Origin of the sequence: Acinetobacter sp. A2 (genome assembly GCF_048537555.1) — a bacterium.
Classification (GTDB): Bacteria; Pseudomonadota; Gammaproteobacteria; order Pseudomonadales; family Moraxellaceae; genus Acinetobacter.
Genome location: NZ_CP183239.1, coordinates 1,733,073 through 1,751,837 on the forward strand (window position 1 = coordinate 1,733,073; position 18,765 = coordinate 1,751,837).

Here is an 18,765-nt window from a genome sequence, read left to right on the forward strand (position 1 = left end):
GTATCACTCAATCAAAATTTTAATGAAAAACTAATTAATATCGGCTTTGTTGCATAAATATGTAAGCATCTGATTTAAATAAATTTAATTTTGGATAAAAAAATAATCAAAACTTTTAAAATCATATAGTTATGAAATCTTTGTGCAACAAAGCCTGTTGATATTAACGGTAAACCATTCCACCATCTGTCAAAATAGACTGACCTGTAATATAGTTTGCATCCTCGCTGGCTAAAAATGCAACTAATGCAGCCACGTCATCTGGTGTTTCAGCACGTCCTAAAGCAATACCATCTACATATTTTTTATACGTTTGACCAATTGGTGCACCTGTAATTTCAGAGAACCGCTGATCTATTTCGACCCACATGTCTGTACCAACAACACCCGGACAATAGCTGTTTACCGTAATTTTAGCACTGGCATATTCTTTAGCCGCAGCTTGCGTCAATGCACGAACTGCAAATTTAGTTGCCGAATAAACACCGAGTAAAGCAAAACCTTCATGACCTGCTATTGAGCATGCATTAATAATTTTTCCAGCCTGTTGGCGTTGTTTAAATTTATTTGCTGCGGCTTGAATCCCCCAAAGTACACCACCGACATTGATGTTCATAATTTGGTTAAATTCACTCGGCGTTACTTCTGCCAAAGCTTTGACTTGTGCAATACCTGCATTATTAATCATGATATCAAAACCATTAAGTGTCGATTCTGCATGATTAATAGCGTCACTGATTTGTATTGGATCTGAAATATCCGCAATAAATGTGGTGGCTTTTACGCCAAAGGCTTCAACCTCTTGTTGAACAGTATTTAACTTTTCTTGGTGAAGATCGACCAATCCAATATGAACACCTTCTTGTGCTAAACGTAAGGCAATACCGCGTCCAATACCTTGTGCCGCACCCGTAATTAATGCAACTTTATTGTTTAAACCTCTAGGCATGTTGCGACTCCTTAGATATGAATTGCACGTTGCATCGCAGACAAGACCGACTCATGCATCGCCTCAGATAAAGTAGGATGAGGGAAAATGACCTGTGCTAAGCTTTCATCGGTTGCTTCTAGATATTTTGCGATCGCAAAACCTTGGATGTGTTCGGTGACTTCATGCCCAACCATGTGAGCACCCAACAATTCACCTGTTTCCTGACTAAAAATGGTTTTAACAAATCCTGCGCTATCGCCCAAAGCCAATGCCTTACCATTGGCTTGCAAAGGAAACTTACCCACATTGATATTCAAGCCCGCAGCTTTCGCTTTCTGTTCTGTCAAACCAATACTGGCCACTTGCGGATGGGTAAAAATACAGCCCGGAATTTGTGTACGATCTAAAGCATGTACATGACTTAGGCCTGCAATTTTCTCCACACAAAGAATGGCTTCATGACTGGCTTTGTGTGCCAAACACGGTGCGCCTGCGACATCACCAATTGCATAAATGCCCACTACATTGGTTTTACACCATGAGTCGACTTTAATAAAACCATTCTCAAATTCAATTCCCAAAGCTTCTAGGCCAAGATTTTCAGCATTTGGTTTCACGCCAATAGCTGAAAGCACCTTTTCAACAGTAATGATTTGTACACCTGTGGCAGTTTCAATATGACAATGTACTTGAGCCTGATCAGTTTCTATTTTTTTTACAATCGCTTCGGTTAAAACCTGCATACCCTGCTGTTCAAATTGCTTTTGTACATACTTCGCAACCTCAATGTCTTCGCTAGGAAGAATCTGCTTTGCAATATCAACCAAGGTGACTTGGCAGCCTAAGTCTTGGTATAGGCTTGCAAACTCACTGCCTATAGCACCCGAACCAATGACTAGTAAAGATTTTGGTAATTGTTCTGGAACTAAAGCCTCTTTATAACTCCAGACCTGATGGCCATCTACAGGAATATGAGGCAAATTGGCCGCACGTGCGCCTGTTGCGACAATAATATGCGGTGCAGAAATCTGCTGTTTTTGACCATTCGCATCTGTAAGCTCTAATTGCTCTTTGGCAATAAACTGGGCTGCTGCGTTAAAAACAGTGATTTGATTTTTTTTCAATAGTTGACCGATACCTTGCACCAGTTGCTCAGAAACCTGTCTGCTATGATGGACCAGTTTTTGAATATCAAAATCAATCGCGTTAAGCGTAAAGCCAAACTGCCCTGCATGTTTGAACTGCTGCGCAAGCACAGCCCCGCTCAATAATGCCTTGGTTGGAATGCATCCCCAATTAAGACATACTCCGCCTAAGTGTTGTTTTTCAACGATTGCCGTTTTTAATCCCAGTTGCGCTGCGCGAATCGCAGCGACATATCCTCCAGGACCAGCACCAATAACCACAAGATCAAATTGTGTATCTGACATGACTATTCCTCCTACACCAAAATTAATGCAGGATTTTCGACAAACTGCTTAAATGCCGATAAGAATTGAGCACCCAACGCACCATCAATGACACGATGATCACAAGACAATGTTGCGGTCACCATTTCACGAACAACAATCTCATCATTTTCAACGACAGCACGTTTCTCTGCTGCACCTAAGGCTAGAATTGCACCTTGAGGCGGGTTAATAATGGCATCAAACTGTTGAATACCAAGCATGCCTAAATTGGAAATACTGAAACTGCCCCCTTGAAACTCATCAGGTGCCAATTTTCCAGTTTTGGCACGTGTCGCCAGATCACGCATATCATTGGAAATTTGCGCCAAAGATTTACGGTTCGCTGCTTTAATAATTGGCGTGATCAGTCCATTTTCGATGGCTACAGCAACCGAAATATCAGCCTGTTCAAACTGTAAAATCTGCTGATTCTCTTCATCAAACTGAACATTAACTTGTGGAACTTTAATCAGTGCAGCAGCAGCAGCTTTAATCAGCATATCGTTAATGGACAGTTTGACTTGCGGTACAGTACTGTTAATTTGCTGACGCAAAACCTGAACCGACTCAACATTTAAGTCTATCGTTAAGCGAAAATGTGGTGCATTGCGTTTTGCCGCTTGTAGCCGTGCAGCGATTGCTTTACGCATACCATTCATAGCTACAGTAGTGAATTTTGCGGACTCTGCTGGATGCGCATGATCAGCATGTTGAGCTTGTACAGGGTTTTCACGTTGATATACAGCTTCAACATCTTCCTTACAGACTCGTCCACGTGAACCCGATGCACGACAATCATGCAAATTAATGCCCCATTGTCTTGCCAAACGGCGGGCAACAGGTGTCGCTAGAACATCACTATCATCTGCTTTAGATTTCGCGGCTTTCGTGCTGGCTTGATGACGTACATCTGGCCAAGAACCACCAGCAGCTTGAACTGCGGCCTGAATATCTTGAACACTGATACGGCCTTCACGTCCAGAACCCGTAATCTGAGCCAAGTTTACATTATGCTTTTCAGCCAATTTCAAGGCATGTGGCGTTGCAAAAATATCATCGCTTTGTTGGTAGCCTTGTAACTCATCAGGAATAGAATATCCGCCCTGAGTCACCGCTTTTGATCCATTACCAACACTGTTCTGTTTAGGAGCAGCTTGTACTTTGGTTTCAACTTGAGCCACATCGACTTTTTCAGGAACCGCTGCTACCGCTTTATTTTCAGTTACAGCAGGTGTTCCACCTAAAGACTGTGCAAATGCTTCAACTTCTGCATCGGAAACTTGAGCGTCTGCACAAATTGCAATGATTCCACCTACGACCAGTGTGTCACCATCGTTAGCAATAATTTTTCGTAGCAGGCCATCAAAAGGTGCCTCCAATACATTGACGATTTTTGTGGTTTCAATTTCACAAATTTCCTGTCCTTTACTAAATTGGGTACCTTCCTCAATCAGCCATTGGGCAATCGTACCCTCTTCCATGGACAAACCCCATTTTGGGATTTCTAAAGTTTTAATTTCGCTCATCCTAAGCCTCCAACGTCTTGCGTACAGCCTGTTCGATGCGTTCTACACTAGGTAGCCATTCTTTTTCTAGTACTGGTGAAAATGGTACGGGTGAGTGTGGTGGAGTGACTAATTCGATTGGTGCTTTAAGATAATGAAAGCCTTTCTGGGCAATAAGCGCAGCCACATCATGTCCGAAACCACAACGTGCTGCTGATTCATCTACAATCACCACACGACCTGTTGAAGCTACTGACTCTAAAATGCCATCTTCGTCTAATGGTGAAATGGTTCTAGGGTCAACCACTTCAACCGAAATGCCTTCTTTTGCGAGCTTATCAGCGACTTCATTGGCACGATGCACCATCAAACTTAAGGCTATAATGGTGATATCTGTGCCTTCACGGGTGTAATTTGCGACACCAAAAGGAATAGTGTAGGACTCATCTGGCACTTCGCCCTTAATGTCGTACAACAACTTGTGTTCACAAAAGACTACTGGGTCGTCATCTCGAATGGCTTGAATCAACAACCCTTTTACATCATAGGCACTTGAAGGCACCACCACTTTTAAACCAGGCACTGAGGCAAACACGTTATATGGCGACTGAGAATGCTGCGCTGCTGCGGAAAAACCTGCACCAATCATGCCACGTACAACGAGTGGCGCTTTGGCTTTGCCGCCAAACATGTAGCGAAATTTAGCTGCTTGGTTATACAGCATGTCATAACACACGCCGTAAAAATCCATAAACATTAAATCTGCCACAGGTCTTAAACCCGTTGCAGCAGCCCCTGCCGCCATACCAATAATCGCTGATTCTGTAATTGGCGTATCAATGACTCGTTCAGAACCAAATTCAGTCCATAAGCCTTTGGTTACACCAAGTACACCGCCAAAACCTTCCAGTTTATTATCATCGGTATTTTTGCCACCATGCCCACCACGAACATCTTCACCGACCACAATGACACTTGGGTCTCGGCGCATTTCTAATTCAATTGCTTCTTTAATCGCGTTTCGATAACTTTTATTTGGCATTTTTCTACTATTCCTTTAGTAAGAGACGTAAACATCAGTAAGTAACTGAGAGACTTCTGGGTACTTAGCTGCGCGTGCTTTTGCAACGGCATCGTCTACATTGGCTTTAGACTGGGCGTCAATCGCATCGAGTTTGGCTTCGTCAATTTTGTCTTTGACTTTTTCGCGGAATATTTTCAATGGATCTTTATGTTCTTTGACGTAATCCAGTTCTTCTTTAGAACGGATAAGCCCTGGATCACCTTCAAAATGTCCATAAAATCGGTTAGTTACCGTTTCAATCACACTCGGGCCTTCACCACGGCGGGCACGTTCAATGGCTTTTTGTGCAACTTCATACACAGCAAAAAAGTCTGTTCCATCTACTTTTTCAGCGGGTAAGCCAAAACCTGCTGCTCGGCCTGCAATATCTTTACTGCCTACGGCATAATCATGTGCAGTACCTTCACCAAAACCGTTATTTTCAAAAACAAAAATGACAGGAAGCTTTAACACAACAGCCATATTAATGGCTTCAAAAGTTAAGCCCTGATTTGAACCGCCATCACCAGTAAAAGATAGACCAATCCCACCATTTTTGAGTGTTTTAGCACTTAAAGCTGCCCCAATAGCCAAAGGTGGACCACCACCTACAATACCGTTTGCACCGAGCATGCCTTTATCTAAATCCGCAATGTGCATTGAGCCGCCTTTACCACGACACAAACCATCATCTTTGCCAAAAATTTCTAACATCATGGCGTGAATGTCACAGCCCTTAGCAATACAATGTCCGTGACCACGATGTGTTGATGTAATGAAGTCCTTATCTGTTAAATTTTCACAAATCCCTACTGCAACAGCTTCCTCACCGCTATAGAGATGGATGAAACCTGGGATATCACCTGTATTGTTTTCATCGTGAAGTCGATCCTCAAATTCACGAATGTCGCGCATTCTTTTGTATGCTGCTAGCAATTGCTCTTCCGTTAATTGCATATCTTTGTTCCTTATTTACTACGCTTAAAAGAAAATCCAAAATTGAATAATTGGATTTTTAAATCGTATATTTATATAAGAATATTTTTACTTAATTTCATATTAGACTAAAAAAATATAATCCATAAAAAGATGAGATAAATATTAAAAACAGAAGGTTATGAAATTAAAAATTTTTGTAAAATTTTACAATAGTTCAATCACATACAAAAACAAACCTTTAACCAACCTTTGTTTTATATGATAAGTTTTTTGCCCTGTTTTAATATTATTAATTCATTTAAATCAGTTTATTTAATATCAGGGTATATATTAATTATTTTAAATGATGGAGTGTTTGTAATGGATTTAAATAACACAGTATTAACTGGAAAGAAGCTACGTGGCGCTGAAAAAATGGCGCGTATTCCAATTAAAGTTGTTCCAACGGAAACGACACCGAAAAAGCCAGAATGGATTCGGACTAAAATTAGTCAACCTGAGGAAGTTCAAATCATTAAGGATTTATTACGACAACAGGAACTACATACGGTTTGTGAAGAAGCGGCCTGCCCCAATTTGCCACAATGCTTTAGCGGAGGGACTGCAACGTTTATGATCATGGGAGATATTTGTACTCGACGCTGCCCATTCTGTGATGTCGCACATGGTCGTCCTAATATCCTAGATACTAATGAGCCAAAGCATCTGGCTGAAACAGTCAAGAATCTAAACTTAAAGTATGTCGTGATTACTTCTGTTGATCGAGACGACTTAAAAGATGGTGGTGCACAGCATTTTGCAGATTGCATTCGAGAAATTCGTCAAACCAGTCCAGAGACTCTGATAGAAATTTTGGTTCCTGATTTTCGTGGTCGTGCAGATATTGCCCTGAAGATTCTGAGCCAAAACCCACCTGATGTTTTTAATCATAATATTGAAACCGTGCCACGTCTGTATAAAGCCATGCGACCAGGCTCTAACTATCAGCATTCATTGGATTTACTCAAGAAATTTAAACACTACTGTCCCGATATTCCAACCAAATGCGGTTTGATGGTCGGTTTAGGAGAAGTCGAGGCTGAGGTTATTGTCTTATTAAATGATTTGAAAGATTACCACGTTGACTATGTCACAATCGGTCAATACTTACAGCCATCTAAGTCTCATGCGCCAATTCATCGTTTTGTTACGTTGCAAGAGTTTAAGCATTATCAAACACATGGAGAGCGCTTAGCGTTTAAAAATATTTGGAGTGCGCCATTAGTACGATCAAGTTATTTTGCAGACCGTCAGTATTATGGAGAGTCTGTACCTGCCCCATATATACGTGAATGACTTTTCATTATTTACATGCTTCATTGATAAATATGACGGTTACGTTTATTAACATTTCAGATGGAAATAGTCATTTTCAGCCCATAAGAACCCTTTTAAAGTAACTCAAGGACTGGTAAAGCCAAAAGATATGATTTAATCAAGCAAAGATAAAAGCATTTAAAATCGAAGCAAGAAGAAATGACGTAAATCACTATAAATTTGGAAGCTTATTTCTAAAAGTTTTAAAATATTACAGTCTCATCATAAAGGAATATGATATGAACCTGTTCAATACAGCACCTGCAAAAAAGCTGCAAACAACCCATTTAATTAATCAAACTACTGTGCATGCTGCCCCTGTTTTAGCATTGCCTCAAGAAAATAAAACGTCTTTATTCCGCCGTTCTATTCAGCATAATTATGCAGATTTACTCAAAATAGCAAATGATTCAGATATGGCGATTGGTCTTACAGATCATCACGGGACTCTCTTGTGGACATGGAGTAGTTCAGCGATGCTTTCTTCTGCTGAACAAGTTCATTTTATTGAGGGCGGACATTGGTCTACACAGGCAGTTGGAACCAATGCGATTGGTATGGTGTTAAACAGCCAAATATCAAGTTGCGTCTATTCTCATGAAAACCAAATGGACAGCGTTCGTGATTGGGTCTGTTATGCAGCACCTATCTGGGATCCGACTTCAGGTCAATTTCATGGCATTATCAATCTTTCCACAAAATATAAAAAACATACCCCTCTAGGCATTCTTGCTGTGGAACGCTGTGCAGACTTAATACAGCGTGCCATAAAGTTTGAACAGCAAAATTTTTTATACATTAAAGCGCTAGGTTCGCCTTGGGTTCAATTTAATGGGCAAACTTTAAACTTGAGTCACCGTCAAATTGAAATACTTTGCATTTTAGCTTTGCATCCCCATGGCATTGGCTTAGAAGAGTTACACTATGCCCTTTATGGTGAGCGTAGTGTCAGCCTAAAAACCCTAAAGGCTGAGCTTTCACAACTTCGTAGCCTATTACCTCATTCAATTGAGGCTCGCATTTATAGGCTTAGCTGTGAAGTCCAATGTGATTTTTTACGTGCTGAACAATCATTAAATGCAAATCTTATTTCCAGTACATTCTCGCTATATAAAGGTAGCTTTCTCTCTAAATCAGAAAGCCCTTTACTCAGCACTTGGAGACATTGTTTTGATGCCCGTTTAAGCCAGTTGATCTATCAAATAAAGGATATCGATCAATTATTAAGAATTATTGGGCAAACACATGACCGAATTGATGCGGTACAGCGTTTATTAGAGTTATTACCACAGGACAGTATCCACCGTAATTATTTTTCAAATCTGATTTAGATTTGATCTGTTGCTTCAACTCGGCTATGTTGCATAAATATGTAAGCATCTGATTTAAATAAATTTAATTTTGGATCATAAAAATAATAAAAACTTTTAAAATCATATAGTTATGAAATCTTTGTGCAACAAAGCCATCGCGGGGTAACTTCCATCCCCGGTTTTGATGTCATTTGAGTACTTTCGACACTTGAGCGGCAGTTCACTGTTGTTCGCCTTCCTAATTCTTACCTGACGCCTTTACAGTAAGCGTCCGCTGAACACACCTTATGAATTCATCCTATAAGCCTTAATTTAGTCCCCACTTAAAAACAAGTGGGGACTAAAATTTATGACTACAAATCACCAGACATCCATCGCATCTCTTGCGAAAAAACGAAGAACATACAGTGCTGAATTTAAACAGCAGATCGTTCAGGCTTGTAAAGCACCGGACGTTTCAATTGCTTCGGTCGCTTTGCAACATGGATAATACAAAACACGATGAAACCAGTCACATACGCATCAAATAAAATCAATAACTTAAAATAAAAATTCCAAATACGCCCTATTTTTCACCCACTTTGAATTTTTCAAATTCATCAAAAACCATCCACATTTATAACCAATTTCTTGACCTTTTTATAAGAATTAAAATTTTTTGTCCTTCTTGATTTAAATTAAAAACATCAGGAGGGCGAATAAATGAAGCCTACAAAAAAAGTAAATACTCCACTAGCCAGTCAAAGAGCGTTTTATTGCGAGGGGGGCATAATCCGCCCTTACCCGCCTCTGTTCAAAATTTACCAATGCTATGCCCAGATTTTAAATGCATCACAACTGCCAACACACTTTCAGCATGACCTAAACCTAGTGTCTACTACTAAGCTTACTCAAGCTGAGTTATTCGCAACAGATAACTTTCTGCTTGTTTATATGGCACAACAACAAAACATTCGAGTTAAAGCCCGTCCCATTCAAGAAGCTGATATAGACCTCGTTCAGGTTCAATATCAACTCAGCAACTCACTCTTTAAGCTAATGACTGAGCTTAAGATCAATCCACAGGTTCTTAACCCCGATAGGCTACTTCAAAACTTAAATCAGTCGCTATCGAAACAAGCAATTTACGATGTGAATCAAAAGCTTTATGACAAGCCGAGATGCAGTCTTTCTCTAGACCTGCTCGCTAAGCTGATCGACTGTAGCCGTAATCAACTGCTTTATCGCCAAAAACAAATCAACGGCGCTCACGATCTACGAATTCAAGCACTCAAAAATAAATGTAAAGCACTCACGAGCGCACAACCATGTGCATCACAATTTTGGAATTTAACCCATGAAAATTGAAAACATCATTGAACGAATGCTAGATCATGAATGGTTTGATCAGGGCTATCAAAATACTATCGCACAGCACTTAATACATGCTGTCTTAATCCCTGAGCTAAAATCCTTATTCAATACCACCATCAGCTTCGATGCAGACTCTCGGTTTGAACTCCCAACAAAACTGCCTCGACCCTCAAGTGTTTCTAAACATCCAATCTGTGCCTATCTCTATTCAGTAGATCAGCATGAATATGCTGTCATACAACGATGGGCTGTGAATAATTTACATGCAGCCTGTATTCTTAAATCTATCCCTAATAAGGGCGAAAAAGACCATCAAAACACGATTATTAAAGTTCTTGATAGATTTCGATTAGCGAACGAAGCTTATGCCGTATCACGACAAGGACAACAGCTGAGCAAGTATCAACAGGAATATTTATGGTTATGGAACCAACTACCTAGCCATGAAATTCCATTAGCGCAATTCGTAAAGAATTTACGAGAATTAGAAAACGACTCTAAGCTCAATCGTTTTCAATATCTATTGCTGCTTGATATACGACGATTCTATGAGTATGTCTTAGCACTTAAACCCAAGAAAAATTACTCAGCACCACCTAAGCACATCGATGATCCACATTATCTTGATGAGCACAGTGCAATTTTATACTGTCCATACGACATGCCCCAGAAACAGCATCCAACTCTATTTTATGAGGAACTACAGGATGAACAGCCAAATCAGCAATACTCACTCAATACAGCGCAGGTATCGCCGTTAGCAAGCCAATCGAGTTATTTGCAACATCAAGTAAGTAAACTGACACAACAACACATCATTAGACAGCAACATAATTTTAGCTGTAGTAAGCATTATCCAGACTTCAATAGCTTAAGTTTATTGGTAGAGCATTGCCATCAAGTGTATTTGGCTCATCCAGAAAAAAATAAAGCGTATCTTTTTATCTTACTCAGTTTCCTGAGTGGTGTTCCTATTGAGCAATGGTTATATCTACAGTCCAAACAGCGCTATGCACTGAATAAACGACAGAAGATCATTTTAGAAAACGATCAATATTTTATACGTTCCAAGTTCACGCTATTTGAGAATGCTGACTTTGAATATAAAAATCAATTACTCAATCAAGTGACCTATTTCGATTTACCACTCATTAAAGAATTAGTAGACGGTCTAAAACAGTCTCCAATTGTGAGCCAAGAGCAAGTCAATCAAGCATTAAAGAAATGCCGTGAAGAACTCTTTATTCCATCGTTATCAACCAAAAAAATAAGTGTGTTACTACATCATTGTATTTATAGACATACCAATAACGAGCAACTCGCTGACATTCTGACTGGCATAGATGCCAATCGATCGGTGTCTATTTCATATTGCTCGTATCCGGTATACCGCCTGCAACAGAATTACCAAAGCACGGTAGAACAGTTGTCTCGTGATTTAGCAAAAAAAATTCATCTTACTTCCGATCCCGAGCTTAGATTTGGTAGTTGTAAAGCTCCCAAGCCTGCAACAGTAACGGCTATATTTGCCTACTTACAACATCAGATCATTCAAGCCCGACACAGTAGCCAAATGCTGGAGATGTTCAATCACTACAACATTTGGCTTTGGCATATTTTATTGCTTTTTACAGCGGCTCGACCTGTGAATGGATTCCCTGGGTTCTTACGAAACTTCGATTTAAAACAGCAATGGCTTTGGGTCTCGGATAAAGAAATTCACTCAAGAATAAATGATGGTCGCTTAATCCCGTTATGTGATTTTGCAGTTCAAGAAGTCCGTCAATTTATTGGCTATTTAAGAGAATTCCAACAACTGCATCCAGAGCATCAATCACACATTCAAGAGATTTTAAGCAGTAAAAAGCCTCTGTTGAGTGTTTATCAACATGGCGAATGGCAAGAGCTTAGCCCCCATCTTATAAGCTCATTTACTCATGTGATGCAGCTCAACCACGCAAATTGGCTTAGGCATACAGCTCGTGCATATCTCACCGAAAAAGCAGATGAAAATTTAATTTTAGCCACGTTTGGACATGAACAAAATCAACAAGAAATGGGGCAAAAATTCTCAAGCCTGTCTCTTCAACAATATAGAACCATCGCAACTCATCTCAATGAAATGCAGAACTTTTACAATATTGATGGAATGTACGAACATGCCTAAACAAACAAAGTATGCACATGAACGCCGTGCTAACAACAGAGACCAAAAGCGAATTAAAGAGCGTATACAAATTCAAGCGATCATCGATGAGTTTCTGTCGTTCGAGCAATTACAGCAAGCACAGCGGTCAGGAAGTATAGTCACGCTCTTTGAGCAAGTTAGCCAACACTTGGATCAACATCAATATAGTTTTGCTCTAAAAAAGACGTTTTATCAGCAATTCCGTAAACGTATTATTCAATACAATCACACAAATGATGCAGACTTACCACTACCTACTCAACATCTCGTCTCTATTCAACGCACGCCATTGCTTTTCAATGAGACTTGGCTAGAACAATCTAAATCCATCTCACTGATCAAAGAAAAACTTTTAAGATACTGGTATACGACGGATGACTTTACTGCCGATGAAAGCATTGGAAATATACTGATCTGCGCAATTCTGTATGGTGGGATATCAAGCCTTTCTAGCCTTGAAGCTCTGCTCGAACACTTAAAACAGCAAAGTTCGATTGATCAGATTCCAAAAATACAGATCCCCCTGATCTTTCTAGAACCACTCTCACCTCAGTATGGTGATTTATATGACCCTAAATGTCCCTTAAGAAAATCTAGAAATTTTGTGCCCGACCGGTTAACACTGCTATGGATTGCGAGACTTAAAACACAAAAAATTGATATCCAATCTGATTGTTACACGTATATCAATTGTATTTTTAAAGCACTAGCACTTCCGTTAAGCCCAAAGCAATTCAAACAATTCTTAGAGATGGCTAGTCAGTCATGGATGCAACTAGAAATGGTTGATTTAAGTCCTGCGCTAAGTCTTTGCTTATCAGAAGAGATTGAGACTTGTGGCTTAAGTCTAAGTGCGTTTAAACGTTATCTCACGCCTCATTTAGCTATTTTCGATTCACAAAAAGCTGAAGAACCTCTGCCTAAAATAATAAATTCAGCAGAAAAAGAAGAACAATCCTGCAAAGATCATTCTCTAGATTCATTGATTGGATTGCATAAACAAATTTTAAAATTTTTTAGAAATAGTGATCAGATCACAGTGGAGCTACGAAACTTCTTACTGAACCAGCAGGACCATCTTCCAGAAAATGCGAAGCGGCTCGGACTTTGGTTATATAGCTTGTTTCATCCTGCCGTAGATGATATCGAATCGATCTGTAGGCTTTATCAGCTCGATCATAATAAGTATTTACGCTATGTCGCTCAACAGCAAAAAATTCGTCATAGCTCAATATATAGCTACTACACAAAACTTGCTGAAATATGGTTGCTACACAGTAATGATTTTATAGAAGAACCTAATCTCAATAATCATTTAGAAACGATTTATAGCCGTATGTTAACTGGGGTAGGCAAATCTAGATCACAAAAATTCGATCTCCTAAAACGATTCCATCAATTCCAACAGATGCTATTTAATGCTGAATCGTTCCCTTTGAGCGGTGCGGGACTACGTGTTCATTCACCCAAAGCTGAAATTATCTCAGGAAAAACTTTTCAATATCTACTCAGTCAGCTTAGTCAATATAAACATTCCAGCTACACCGCACATGATTTAGAAATGCTGAGTATCGTATATACGATAGCTTTTCGTACGGGCATGCGCATTAATGAAATCCTCGGTATGCGAATCAAGGATGTGGAAGGTGTCAAAGCGAGTTCAATTTGGATACGTCCATATCGTGCGAAGCATCAACAGCATTTTCTTAAAACGGATAGTGCTGAGCGTAATCTCAACGTTCAAATTTTACTAAGCGAAGAAGAACATCTTAAATTTCAGCAATACTGCAAGGCACGTCGTAGCGCTTATTCATCCAATGACTACCTATTTACTCTTTGGAATAGTGCGGGACGTATCAAACCCTACTTGGTCACCACGCCTTTTCAAAAGTTACTTGATGCTATTTTGCCAAATCATTGCTATAGCTTTCACTCGCTGCGACATAGTGCGACGAACAATTTAGCCATGATTTTGACCATGGACTACAAATTTGTAACAACCTTCACTGACTATTCACATGAGCATTACAACTTGATTCGTAGTCAGCTCTTACGCTCTAACACACCTCAAAACTCTTGGTATCTACTTGCCCATTTATTGGGCCACATAGACCCAACTGAAACCTTTAGGAGCTATTTGCATCTAGCTTACCTGATGGCCGGTTACCAGTTAAGAAAATTTGACCCACTTATTGATCGAGCTGTTATTCATAAGATTTGTCCTCGCTTAAAACCACCACAAAAACATCAAATAGCGCTGAGTTATTACGATGAACAAATAGCACGAACAATAAAAATAAAATCTATAACAACGCCTTATGAATACATCAACACAGCTAAGATTCAAGCTGATTTAGTTCAAGCAGAGGACAACGATTTTATTTATGGAACGAGTAAGTCAGCTTATCCATTCCCTCTAATCGCAAAAATTCTCAAAAAATTAGATCAATCATATACACCGCAACTGCTTGCGCAACAATACGATTTTCCGATAGAACAACTCATGCTATGGCAACGGAATATAATCAGGCTCAAACAGCTCAAAAATCGTAAGAATCGTCCACGTTTCATCATGGATGCAGATAAATCAGAGCGCATACTTCCGCACCTTGAAACTGCAGAGGACAAAAGTTTATTGGAATATTTTTTTAAACAGCTCAATGAATTGAGACGTGATGATGCAAATATCTTAGATGCGATACATATTTTTGAGACGAAAGCGAATATTTCACACGCTGGATTAATCTTTAAATCGAATGATGTAAGACTAGCAAATCGTTTTTTAAAAGGGATTTATGGTTTATTTCCAGCAAGCTGTTGGCAGATTGCAATATCTTCTGAAATCTGTGAGGAAAAGCTGATGGAACGACTGTCATTTAATCTTCAATCTGACGGTATCAACAGCAGTTTAAATAATTCCTTTAAGCTAGAACTAGTATCTCAAAAAAATGCTAAAGCATTAGCTGTGTTCCGCTATTGCATGCTCGTTTTATTGATCGTGTGTACGCCGTTGCAACCAGATCATAGTTGATCTGGTTGATAGCCTGAAAACTCATAAAAGTCATCTAGCAGTTGAGCATAAATATCTGAAAAGTTAATTAATTCTTTTGACTGAAAACCGTAATGTTCAAAGTAGCGATCATCGATAAAGTATGCAACGGCAATATGCGTATTGAGATCGCTAGATACGCCTAGTTGCCTACAAAAATCAGGATTATATTGCAGCTGTAATTGTGTATTACAAATAATTTTCGAGGCGACTATTTTAGCAATATTTCGAATATTCAGATGACGAATACTTGGATGCATCGATGTCGAAGTACGACTCGAAGAATAGTTCATCATGACTGTTTGACCTTCTATATCTAATTTTTTATCAAGTAATGATTTAGTCGCTTCTGATTTAACAAGTTAGCCTCTAAACTATGTGTATATTTATATAAAAACATGACTATAACGTCAAGTTTTTATTGTCTATTTGGCGGTATTTATGGCATTTGAATTAGAGTCGAATAATTTTAAAATTCGATTGAAAGAAGTTAGAAAGACACGAAAACTAACACAGCAAGAATTAGCTGAAAAAACTGGAATACCCGTAACTTCAATTGCACATTTTGAGTCGGGCTCGCGTAAGCCATCTCTTGAAAATTTTTATAAACTCATTGTCGAGCTCAATGTATCAGCAGATTACATACTTGGACGCAGTGAAAAAATGAGTGCTTCCGGTGTAGATCCCATTATGAATACTCTACAAAAATTACCTGAAGTAGAACGTAGAATGATTGAGAGATTCATTACTTCTTTAGAGAGTGGTCACACAAAACCTGAAGGGTAAATAATACCTAGTCTAAACAAAAGACCTAGAAATTAAAAAACCACCTAAAAGTGGTTTTTTTAAGGAGCACAATAGCTTCGTCTCTTTTTAAAAATTAAACTCCATTCTCTCAGAAGAAGAAAATCTTGCATTTCTATATTCTTCGATTCATAGCAATTTCGCTATGCACACGAAGGATAATACCTCATGCACATTCAATACAACCGCCCACCATCATCCCATCCTGGCCCTGGTGGCAATTGGCCAAGTACAACAGGTCGCCCATCAGGTGGTGGTCGTGGTAATGCCAAATAATCATTAAGGGGAGCAATCCCCTTAATCCAGGATTACCGATGAAAAAGTACAGTAATGACAAAGAGCTGAACAAATTTATTCGGCAACTTATTAAGGATGGTGTCGCATCTTTTAGACCTGGTAAAAAACATGATTTTTTGCTTGTAAACCAAATACAGAAGATTACGATACCAGGTACACCTAGTGACCGAAAAGCCTATTTAAACTTTAAGACAGATATACGCAGAGCTTTACAATGCCAAAGAATACCTTTCCAACAACTATAGAAATTGTTCGTGATTTATTTAGTCACATGGATACCAAGAGCCAACTCTCGGAGACAGACTCTAAACACTTAGATGGTTCATCAAACAAACTATTCACTTCACACTATGATGTAGACTTATTTTTAGATCAGTTATGCCCAAAAGCATTTTCTGATCGTACAGATTTACAATTCATAACATTGCTTAAACGTAATGTTTTAGACCGCTATAATGCAATGCTATTACACGCTCGCTTAACCTCATTGATGAATGTTGAGTCTATTCGTATCTCCCTATGGTCAAATTACTTAGTTCCATCACTACATCAACTCATAACGTTTTGCATTACACAAATGGGGATCGCCAAGCACTGGAAAGGTCAAAACTTTATTCAAGAAAGCTTAGATTACCTAAAAAATACTGACCAAAACTTTGCTCACTTTTTGGAAAGTGACGTTTTAAGTCCTGATGATAAAAATTACATTAGTAAATTTGGTCGCCCAGATGCCTTACCTACGCCATCAACATTAAAGCGCTTATTTTTAACCAGTAATGAAGCATCGCAAGCACATTATGAACTATTGTGTTTTGCGCGCTTACTACAAGCCTTAAAAATTAAATATGGGTTCTCATTGCAACATGGAAACTTTATTCAGTTTTTAGCGGAGCAACATAATCAAAAATTGAAGTCATACCGTATTTCGCAACACGATACGCAAGCACTAACATTTAGAGCTATGGTTATTGCCAATGCACAAACACATTTTCCTTTTTTGATGGAGATCCCTCTTTCATATCAAAAATTAACTCAGGTGTTTTTTGATAGAGAGCAAGTCAAACGTATTAATCGAACTGATACTCGTTTAGCATCAATGGTATATAGCTCAATAAGTGAAACAACTTTTCAACTTAATATATTGATGGTAGACCAAATCAATAAATACCTTACTGAACATCAAGAAGTAGGCCATCTCCTCCCATATATACATTGGGCTAAAGCTATTAATTTGGTATATCAATATCAATTTAAGGAAGCACTCACTGAATATGAGCAGTGTTTAGAAGGTCTGTTATATCGTGATATGCGTTATTTAGAAGTATTACTAAATGAAATGCTTTGCATTGCTTCACTAGTACCTAGCCAAAATAAACTCATTGGAAAGATTTCAAATTTAGCTATCCAATTTGAACTTAAAGTTGGAATATTTGATCCAATCGAACGCCCTGACCGCTTCAAAACAGAATTTGTTTTTGAAGAATGGGAAAAAGAAGCAACCCTAGTTGGATTCTTTAAATATTTCACTGCTGAGACTTTTAGTGACAAAGGTACGGAAATTAATAAGTTAATTCCTAAAATAGGTAGCCTTGCAGTTCCTATGGATATTAGCCCTGACTTCAAAAAAGTGAATAAGGACATTTACATTGATATTGAACAAAGACGTAAATGGCCTCAGCTTCACTACTTTGTAGCTATCGGAGATTTTTCTACCGCTAAACAACTAATTAAATATGGTGCAGATGTAAATAAGCTAACACCAACAAATGATACAGTCATCTTGTTAGCACTAAGATATATTCTTTCTCGAGAAGATGAAGTACTAGATTTCATTAGCTTTGTATTTAAGTCTGGTTTCGATAAAACCTTATTAAATATACGTACTTCTAAAAAGCAGACCTGCCCTTTAAATCTAGCTGTGGAAGAGAACCTACCAAAACTTGCAAAATTGTTATTGGAAAATGGCGCTAATCCCAATATTACTAGCCTTTACGGTATTTCAATGCTTTATCAGAATTTAAGTGTAATCAGCATGTTAAATGGCCATAAAGTTGAACAAACAAATGATAAATACCTTGCAGATTCTATTAGACGTCATTCTAATGGAGGTAGTGATATCGAAAGCTATAATCAGCTTCAAAAGCTCCCACACAATGATCCAAGAAAAGTATTATTTGAGGAAGTAAAAAGAATTTCTCTTGGAGACAAGAAAATTTGTGATGCTTATGAGATTTTCGAGTTACTTTTGCAATATGGTGCAGATCCAAATCAAAATACGGCTCAGCATCCGATCAAAGGTTATACACCTTTCATCTTAGCTGTTGAAAAAGATAATGCTTATGCTGTCGATCTGATGTTAAAACATGGTGCTCAATTAGATCAAAGCTATGTAAAAGCAGATGAAGGGTGTCGTATCTTTTTAAATGAAATCGCTGATTTTTTTAATGCTAATCGAGTAAAAGAATTAATTTCTATATCATAATAATGAAAAGCGTCTATCAGCAAATTCACTGATG

General features: G+C 38.6%; 13 protein-coding genes and 1 pseudogene. 8 read left to right on the forward strand and 6 right to left on the reverse strand.

What is annotated here, in order from left to right; translation table 11 throughout:
* Nucleotides 1-163 precede the first annotated feature (163 nt).
* Genes ACNS8M_RS08275 through ACNS8M_RS08295 form a run of 5 tightly spaced genes read right to left on the reverse strand, consistent with a single transcriptional unit; the run spans nt 164 to nt 5,907 of the window.
* A complete protein-coding gene (locus ACNS8M_RS08275; protein WP_075166716.1) occupies nt 164-949 on the reverse strand; it encodes an acetoin reductase in 786 nt (261 codons plus the stop codon).
* Between the two features lie 11 nt (nt 950-960).
* Complete coding sequence (gene lpdA, locus ACNS8M_RS08280) at nt 961-2,361, reverse strand: dihydrolipoyl dehydrogenase (RefSeq protein ID WP_104500146.1); 1,401 nt, start codon at nt 2,359-2,361, stop codon at nt 961-963.
* A gap of 11 nt (nt 2,362-2,372) precedes the next feature.
* On the reverse strand, nt 2,373-3,908 hold the full coding sequence (locus ACNS8M_RS08285; RefSeq protein ID WP_075175506.1) for a 2-oxo acid dehydrogenase subunit E2: 1,536 nt from the start codon (nt 3,906-3,908) through the stop codon (nt 2,373-2,375).
* A gap of 1 nt (nt 3,909) precedes the next feature.
* Nucleotides 3,910-4,929 (reverse strand): alpha-ketoacid dehydrogenase subunit beta, encoded by a 1,020-nt coding sequence (locus tag ACNS8M_RS08290; RefSeq protein ID WP_048881927.1) that lies wholly within the window; start codon nt 4,927-4,929, stop codon nt 3,910-3,912.
* Between the two features lie 15 nt (nt 4,930-4,944).
* Complete coding sequence (locus ACNS8M_RS08295; protein WP_075166713.1) at nt 4,945-5,907, reverse strand: thiamine pyrophosphate-dependent dehydrogenase E1 component subunit alpha; 963 nt, start codon at nt 5,905-5,907, stop codon at nt 4,945-4,947.
* 342 nt (nt 5,908-6,249) lie between these two features.
* Here ACNS8M_RS08295 and lipA point away from each other — a divergent pair, with 342 nt between their 5' ends.
* From lipA to ACNS8M_RS08325, 6 genes and pseudogenes are all read left to right on the forward strand, one after another.
* A complete protein-coding gene (gene lipA / locus ACNS8M_RS08300) occupies nt 6,250-7,224 on the forward strand; it encodes a lipoyl synthase (RefSeq protein ID WP_092818107.1) in 975 nt (324 codons plus the stop codon).
* A 260-nt stretch (nt 7,225-7,484) separates the two neighbouring features.
* Complete coding sequence (locus tag ACNS8M_RS08305) at nt 7,485-8,576, forward strand: transcriptional regulator (RefSeq protein ID WP_419224706.1); 1,092 nt, start codon at nt 7,485-7,487, stop codon at nt 8,574-8,576.
* 331 nt (nt 8,577-8,907) lie between these two features.
* A pseudogene (locus ACNS8M_RS08310) lies at nt 8,908-9,042 on the forward strand (transposase); the annotation flags it as partial.
* Nucleotides 9,043-9,260: 218 nt separating this feature from the next.
* Nucleotides 9,261-9,905 carry a hypothetical protein gene (locus ACNS8M_RS08315; protein WP_005090865.1) on the forward strand — a complete coding sequence of 215 codons (645 nt, stop codon included), beginning with the start codon at nt 9,261-9,263 and terminating at the stop codon, nt 9,903-9,905.
* On the forward strand, nt 9,895-12,078 hold the full coding sequence (locus ACNS8M_RS08320) for a hypothetical protein (RefSeq protein ID WP_005090867.1): 2,184 nt from the start codon (nt 9,895-9,897) through the stop codon (nt 12,076-12,078). The genes ACNS8M_RS08315 and ACNS8M_RS08320 overlap by 11 nt, the downstream gene beginning before the upstream one ends.
* A complete protein-coding gene (locus tag ACNS8M_RS08325) occupies nt 12,071-15,130 on the forward strand; it encodes a tyrosine-type recombinase/integrase (protein ID WP_005090869.1) in 3,060 nt (1,019 codons plus the stop codon). The genes ACNS8M_RS08320 and ACNS8M_RS08325 overlap by 8 nt, the downstream gene beginning before the upstream one ends.
* Here the strand turns inward: ACNS8M_RS08325 and ACNS8M_RS08330 are convergent.
* Entirely contained in the window at nt 15,121-15,444 is a 324-nt protein-coding gene (locus tag ACNS8M_RS08330; protein WP_005090872.1) for a hypothetical protein, read from the reverse strand. The genes ACNS8M_RS08325 and ACNS8M_RS08330 overlap by 10 nt on opposite strands.
* A 145-nt stretch (nt 15,445-15,589) precedes the next feature.
* On the opposite strand from ACNS8M_RS08330, the gene ACNS8M_RS08335 reads away from it, so the two are divergent.
* Together ACNS8M_RS08335 and ACNS8M_RS08340 are read left to right on the forward strand one after the other, a co-directional pair.
* On the forward strand, nt 15,590-15,934 hold the full coding sequence (locus ACNS8M_RS08335) for a helix-turn-helix domain-containing protein (RefSeq protein WP_005090874.1): 345 nt from the start codon (nt 15,590-15,592) through the stop codon (nt 15,932-15,934).
* A 529-nt stretch (nt 15,935-16,463) separates the two neighbouring features.
* Nucleotides 16,464-18,731, forward strand: coding sequence for an ankyrin repeat domain-containing protein (locus ACNS8M_RS08340; RefSeq protein ID WP_419224707.1), 2,268 nt, complete (start codon nt 16,464-16,466; stop codon nt 18,729-18,731).
* Nucleotides 18,732-18,765: the final 34 nt, after the last annotated feature.

Bases quoted from the DNA above. Each gene is read 5' to 3' on its own strand.
- ACNS8M_RS08275 (WP_075166716.1), bottom strand. From the start codon at position 949: ATGCCTAGAGGTTTAAACAATAAAGTTGCATTAATTACGGGTGCGGCA.
- lpdA (WP_104500146.1), bottom strand. From the start codon at position 2,361: ATGTCAGATACACAATTTGATCTTGTGGTTATTGGTGCTGGTCCTGGA.
- ACNS8M_RS08285 (WP_075175506.1), bottom strand. From the start codon at position 3,908: ATGAGCGAAATTAAAACTTTAGAAATCCCAAAATGGGGTTTGTCCATG.
- ACNS8M_RS08290 (WP_048881927.1), bottom strand. From the start codon at position 4,929: ATGCCAAATAAAAGTTATCGAAACGCGATTAAAGAAGCAATTGAATTA.
- ACNS8M_RS08295 (WP_075166713.1), bottom strand. From the start codon at position 5,907: ATGCAATTAACGGAAGAGCAATTGCTAGCAGCATACAAAAGAATGCGC.
- lipA (WP_092818107.1), top strand. From the start codon at position 6,250: ATGGATTTAAATAACACAGTATTAACTGGAAAGAAGCTACGTGGCGCT.
- ACNS8M_RS08305 (WP_419224706.1), top strand. From the start codon at position 7,485: ATGAACCTGTTCAATACAGCACCTGCAAAAAAGCTGCAAACAACCCAT.
- ACNS8M_RS08315 (WP_005090865.1), top strand. From the start codon at position 9,261: ATGAAGCCTACAAAAAAAGTAAATACTCCACTAGCCAGTCAAAGAGCG.
- ACNS8M_RS08320 (WP_005090867.1), top strand. From the start codon at position 9,895: ATGAAAATTGAAAACATCATTGAACGAATGCTAGATCATGAATGGTTT.
- ACNS8M_RS08325 (WP_005090869.1), top strand. From the start codon at position 12,071: ATGCCTAAACAAACAAAGTATGCACATGAACGCCGTGCTAACAACAGA.
- ACNS8M_RS08330 (WP_005090872.1), bottom strand. From the start codon at position 15,444: ATGATGAACTATTCTTCGAGTCGTACTTCGACATCGATGCATCCAAGT.
- ACNS8M_RS08335 (WP_005090874.1), top strand. From the start codon at position 15,590: ATGGCATTTGAATTAGAGTCGAATAATTTTAAAATTCGATTGAAAGAA.
- ACNS8M_RS08340 (WP_419224707.1), top strand. From the start codon at position 16,464: ATGCCAAAGAATACCTTTCCAACAACTATAGAAATTGTTCGTGATTTA.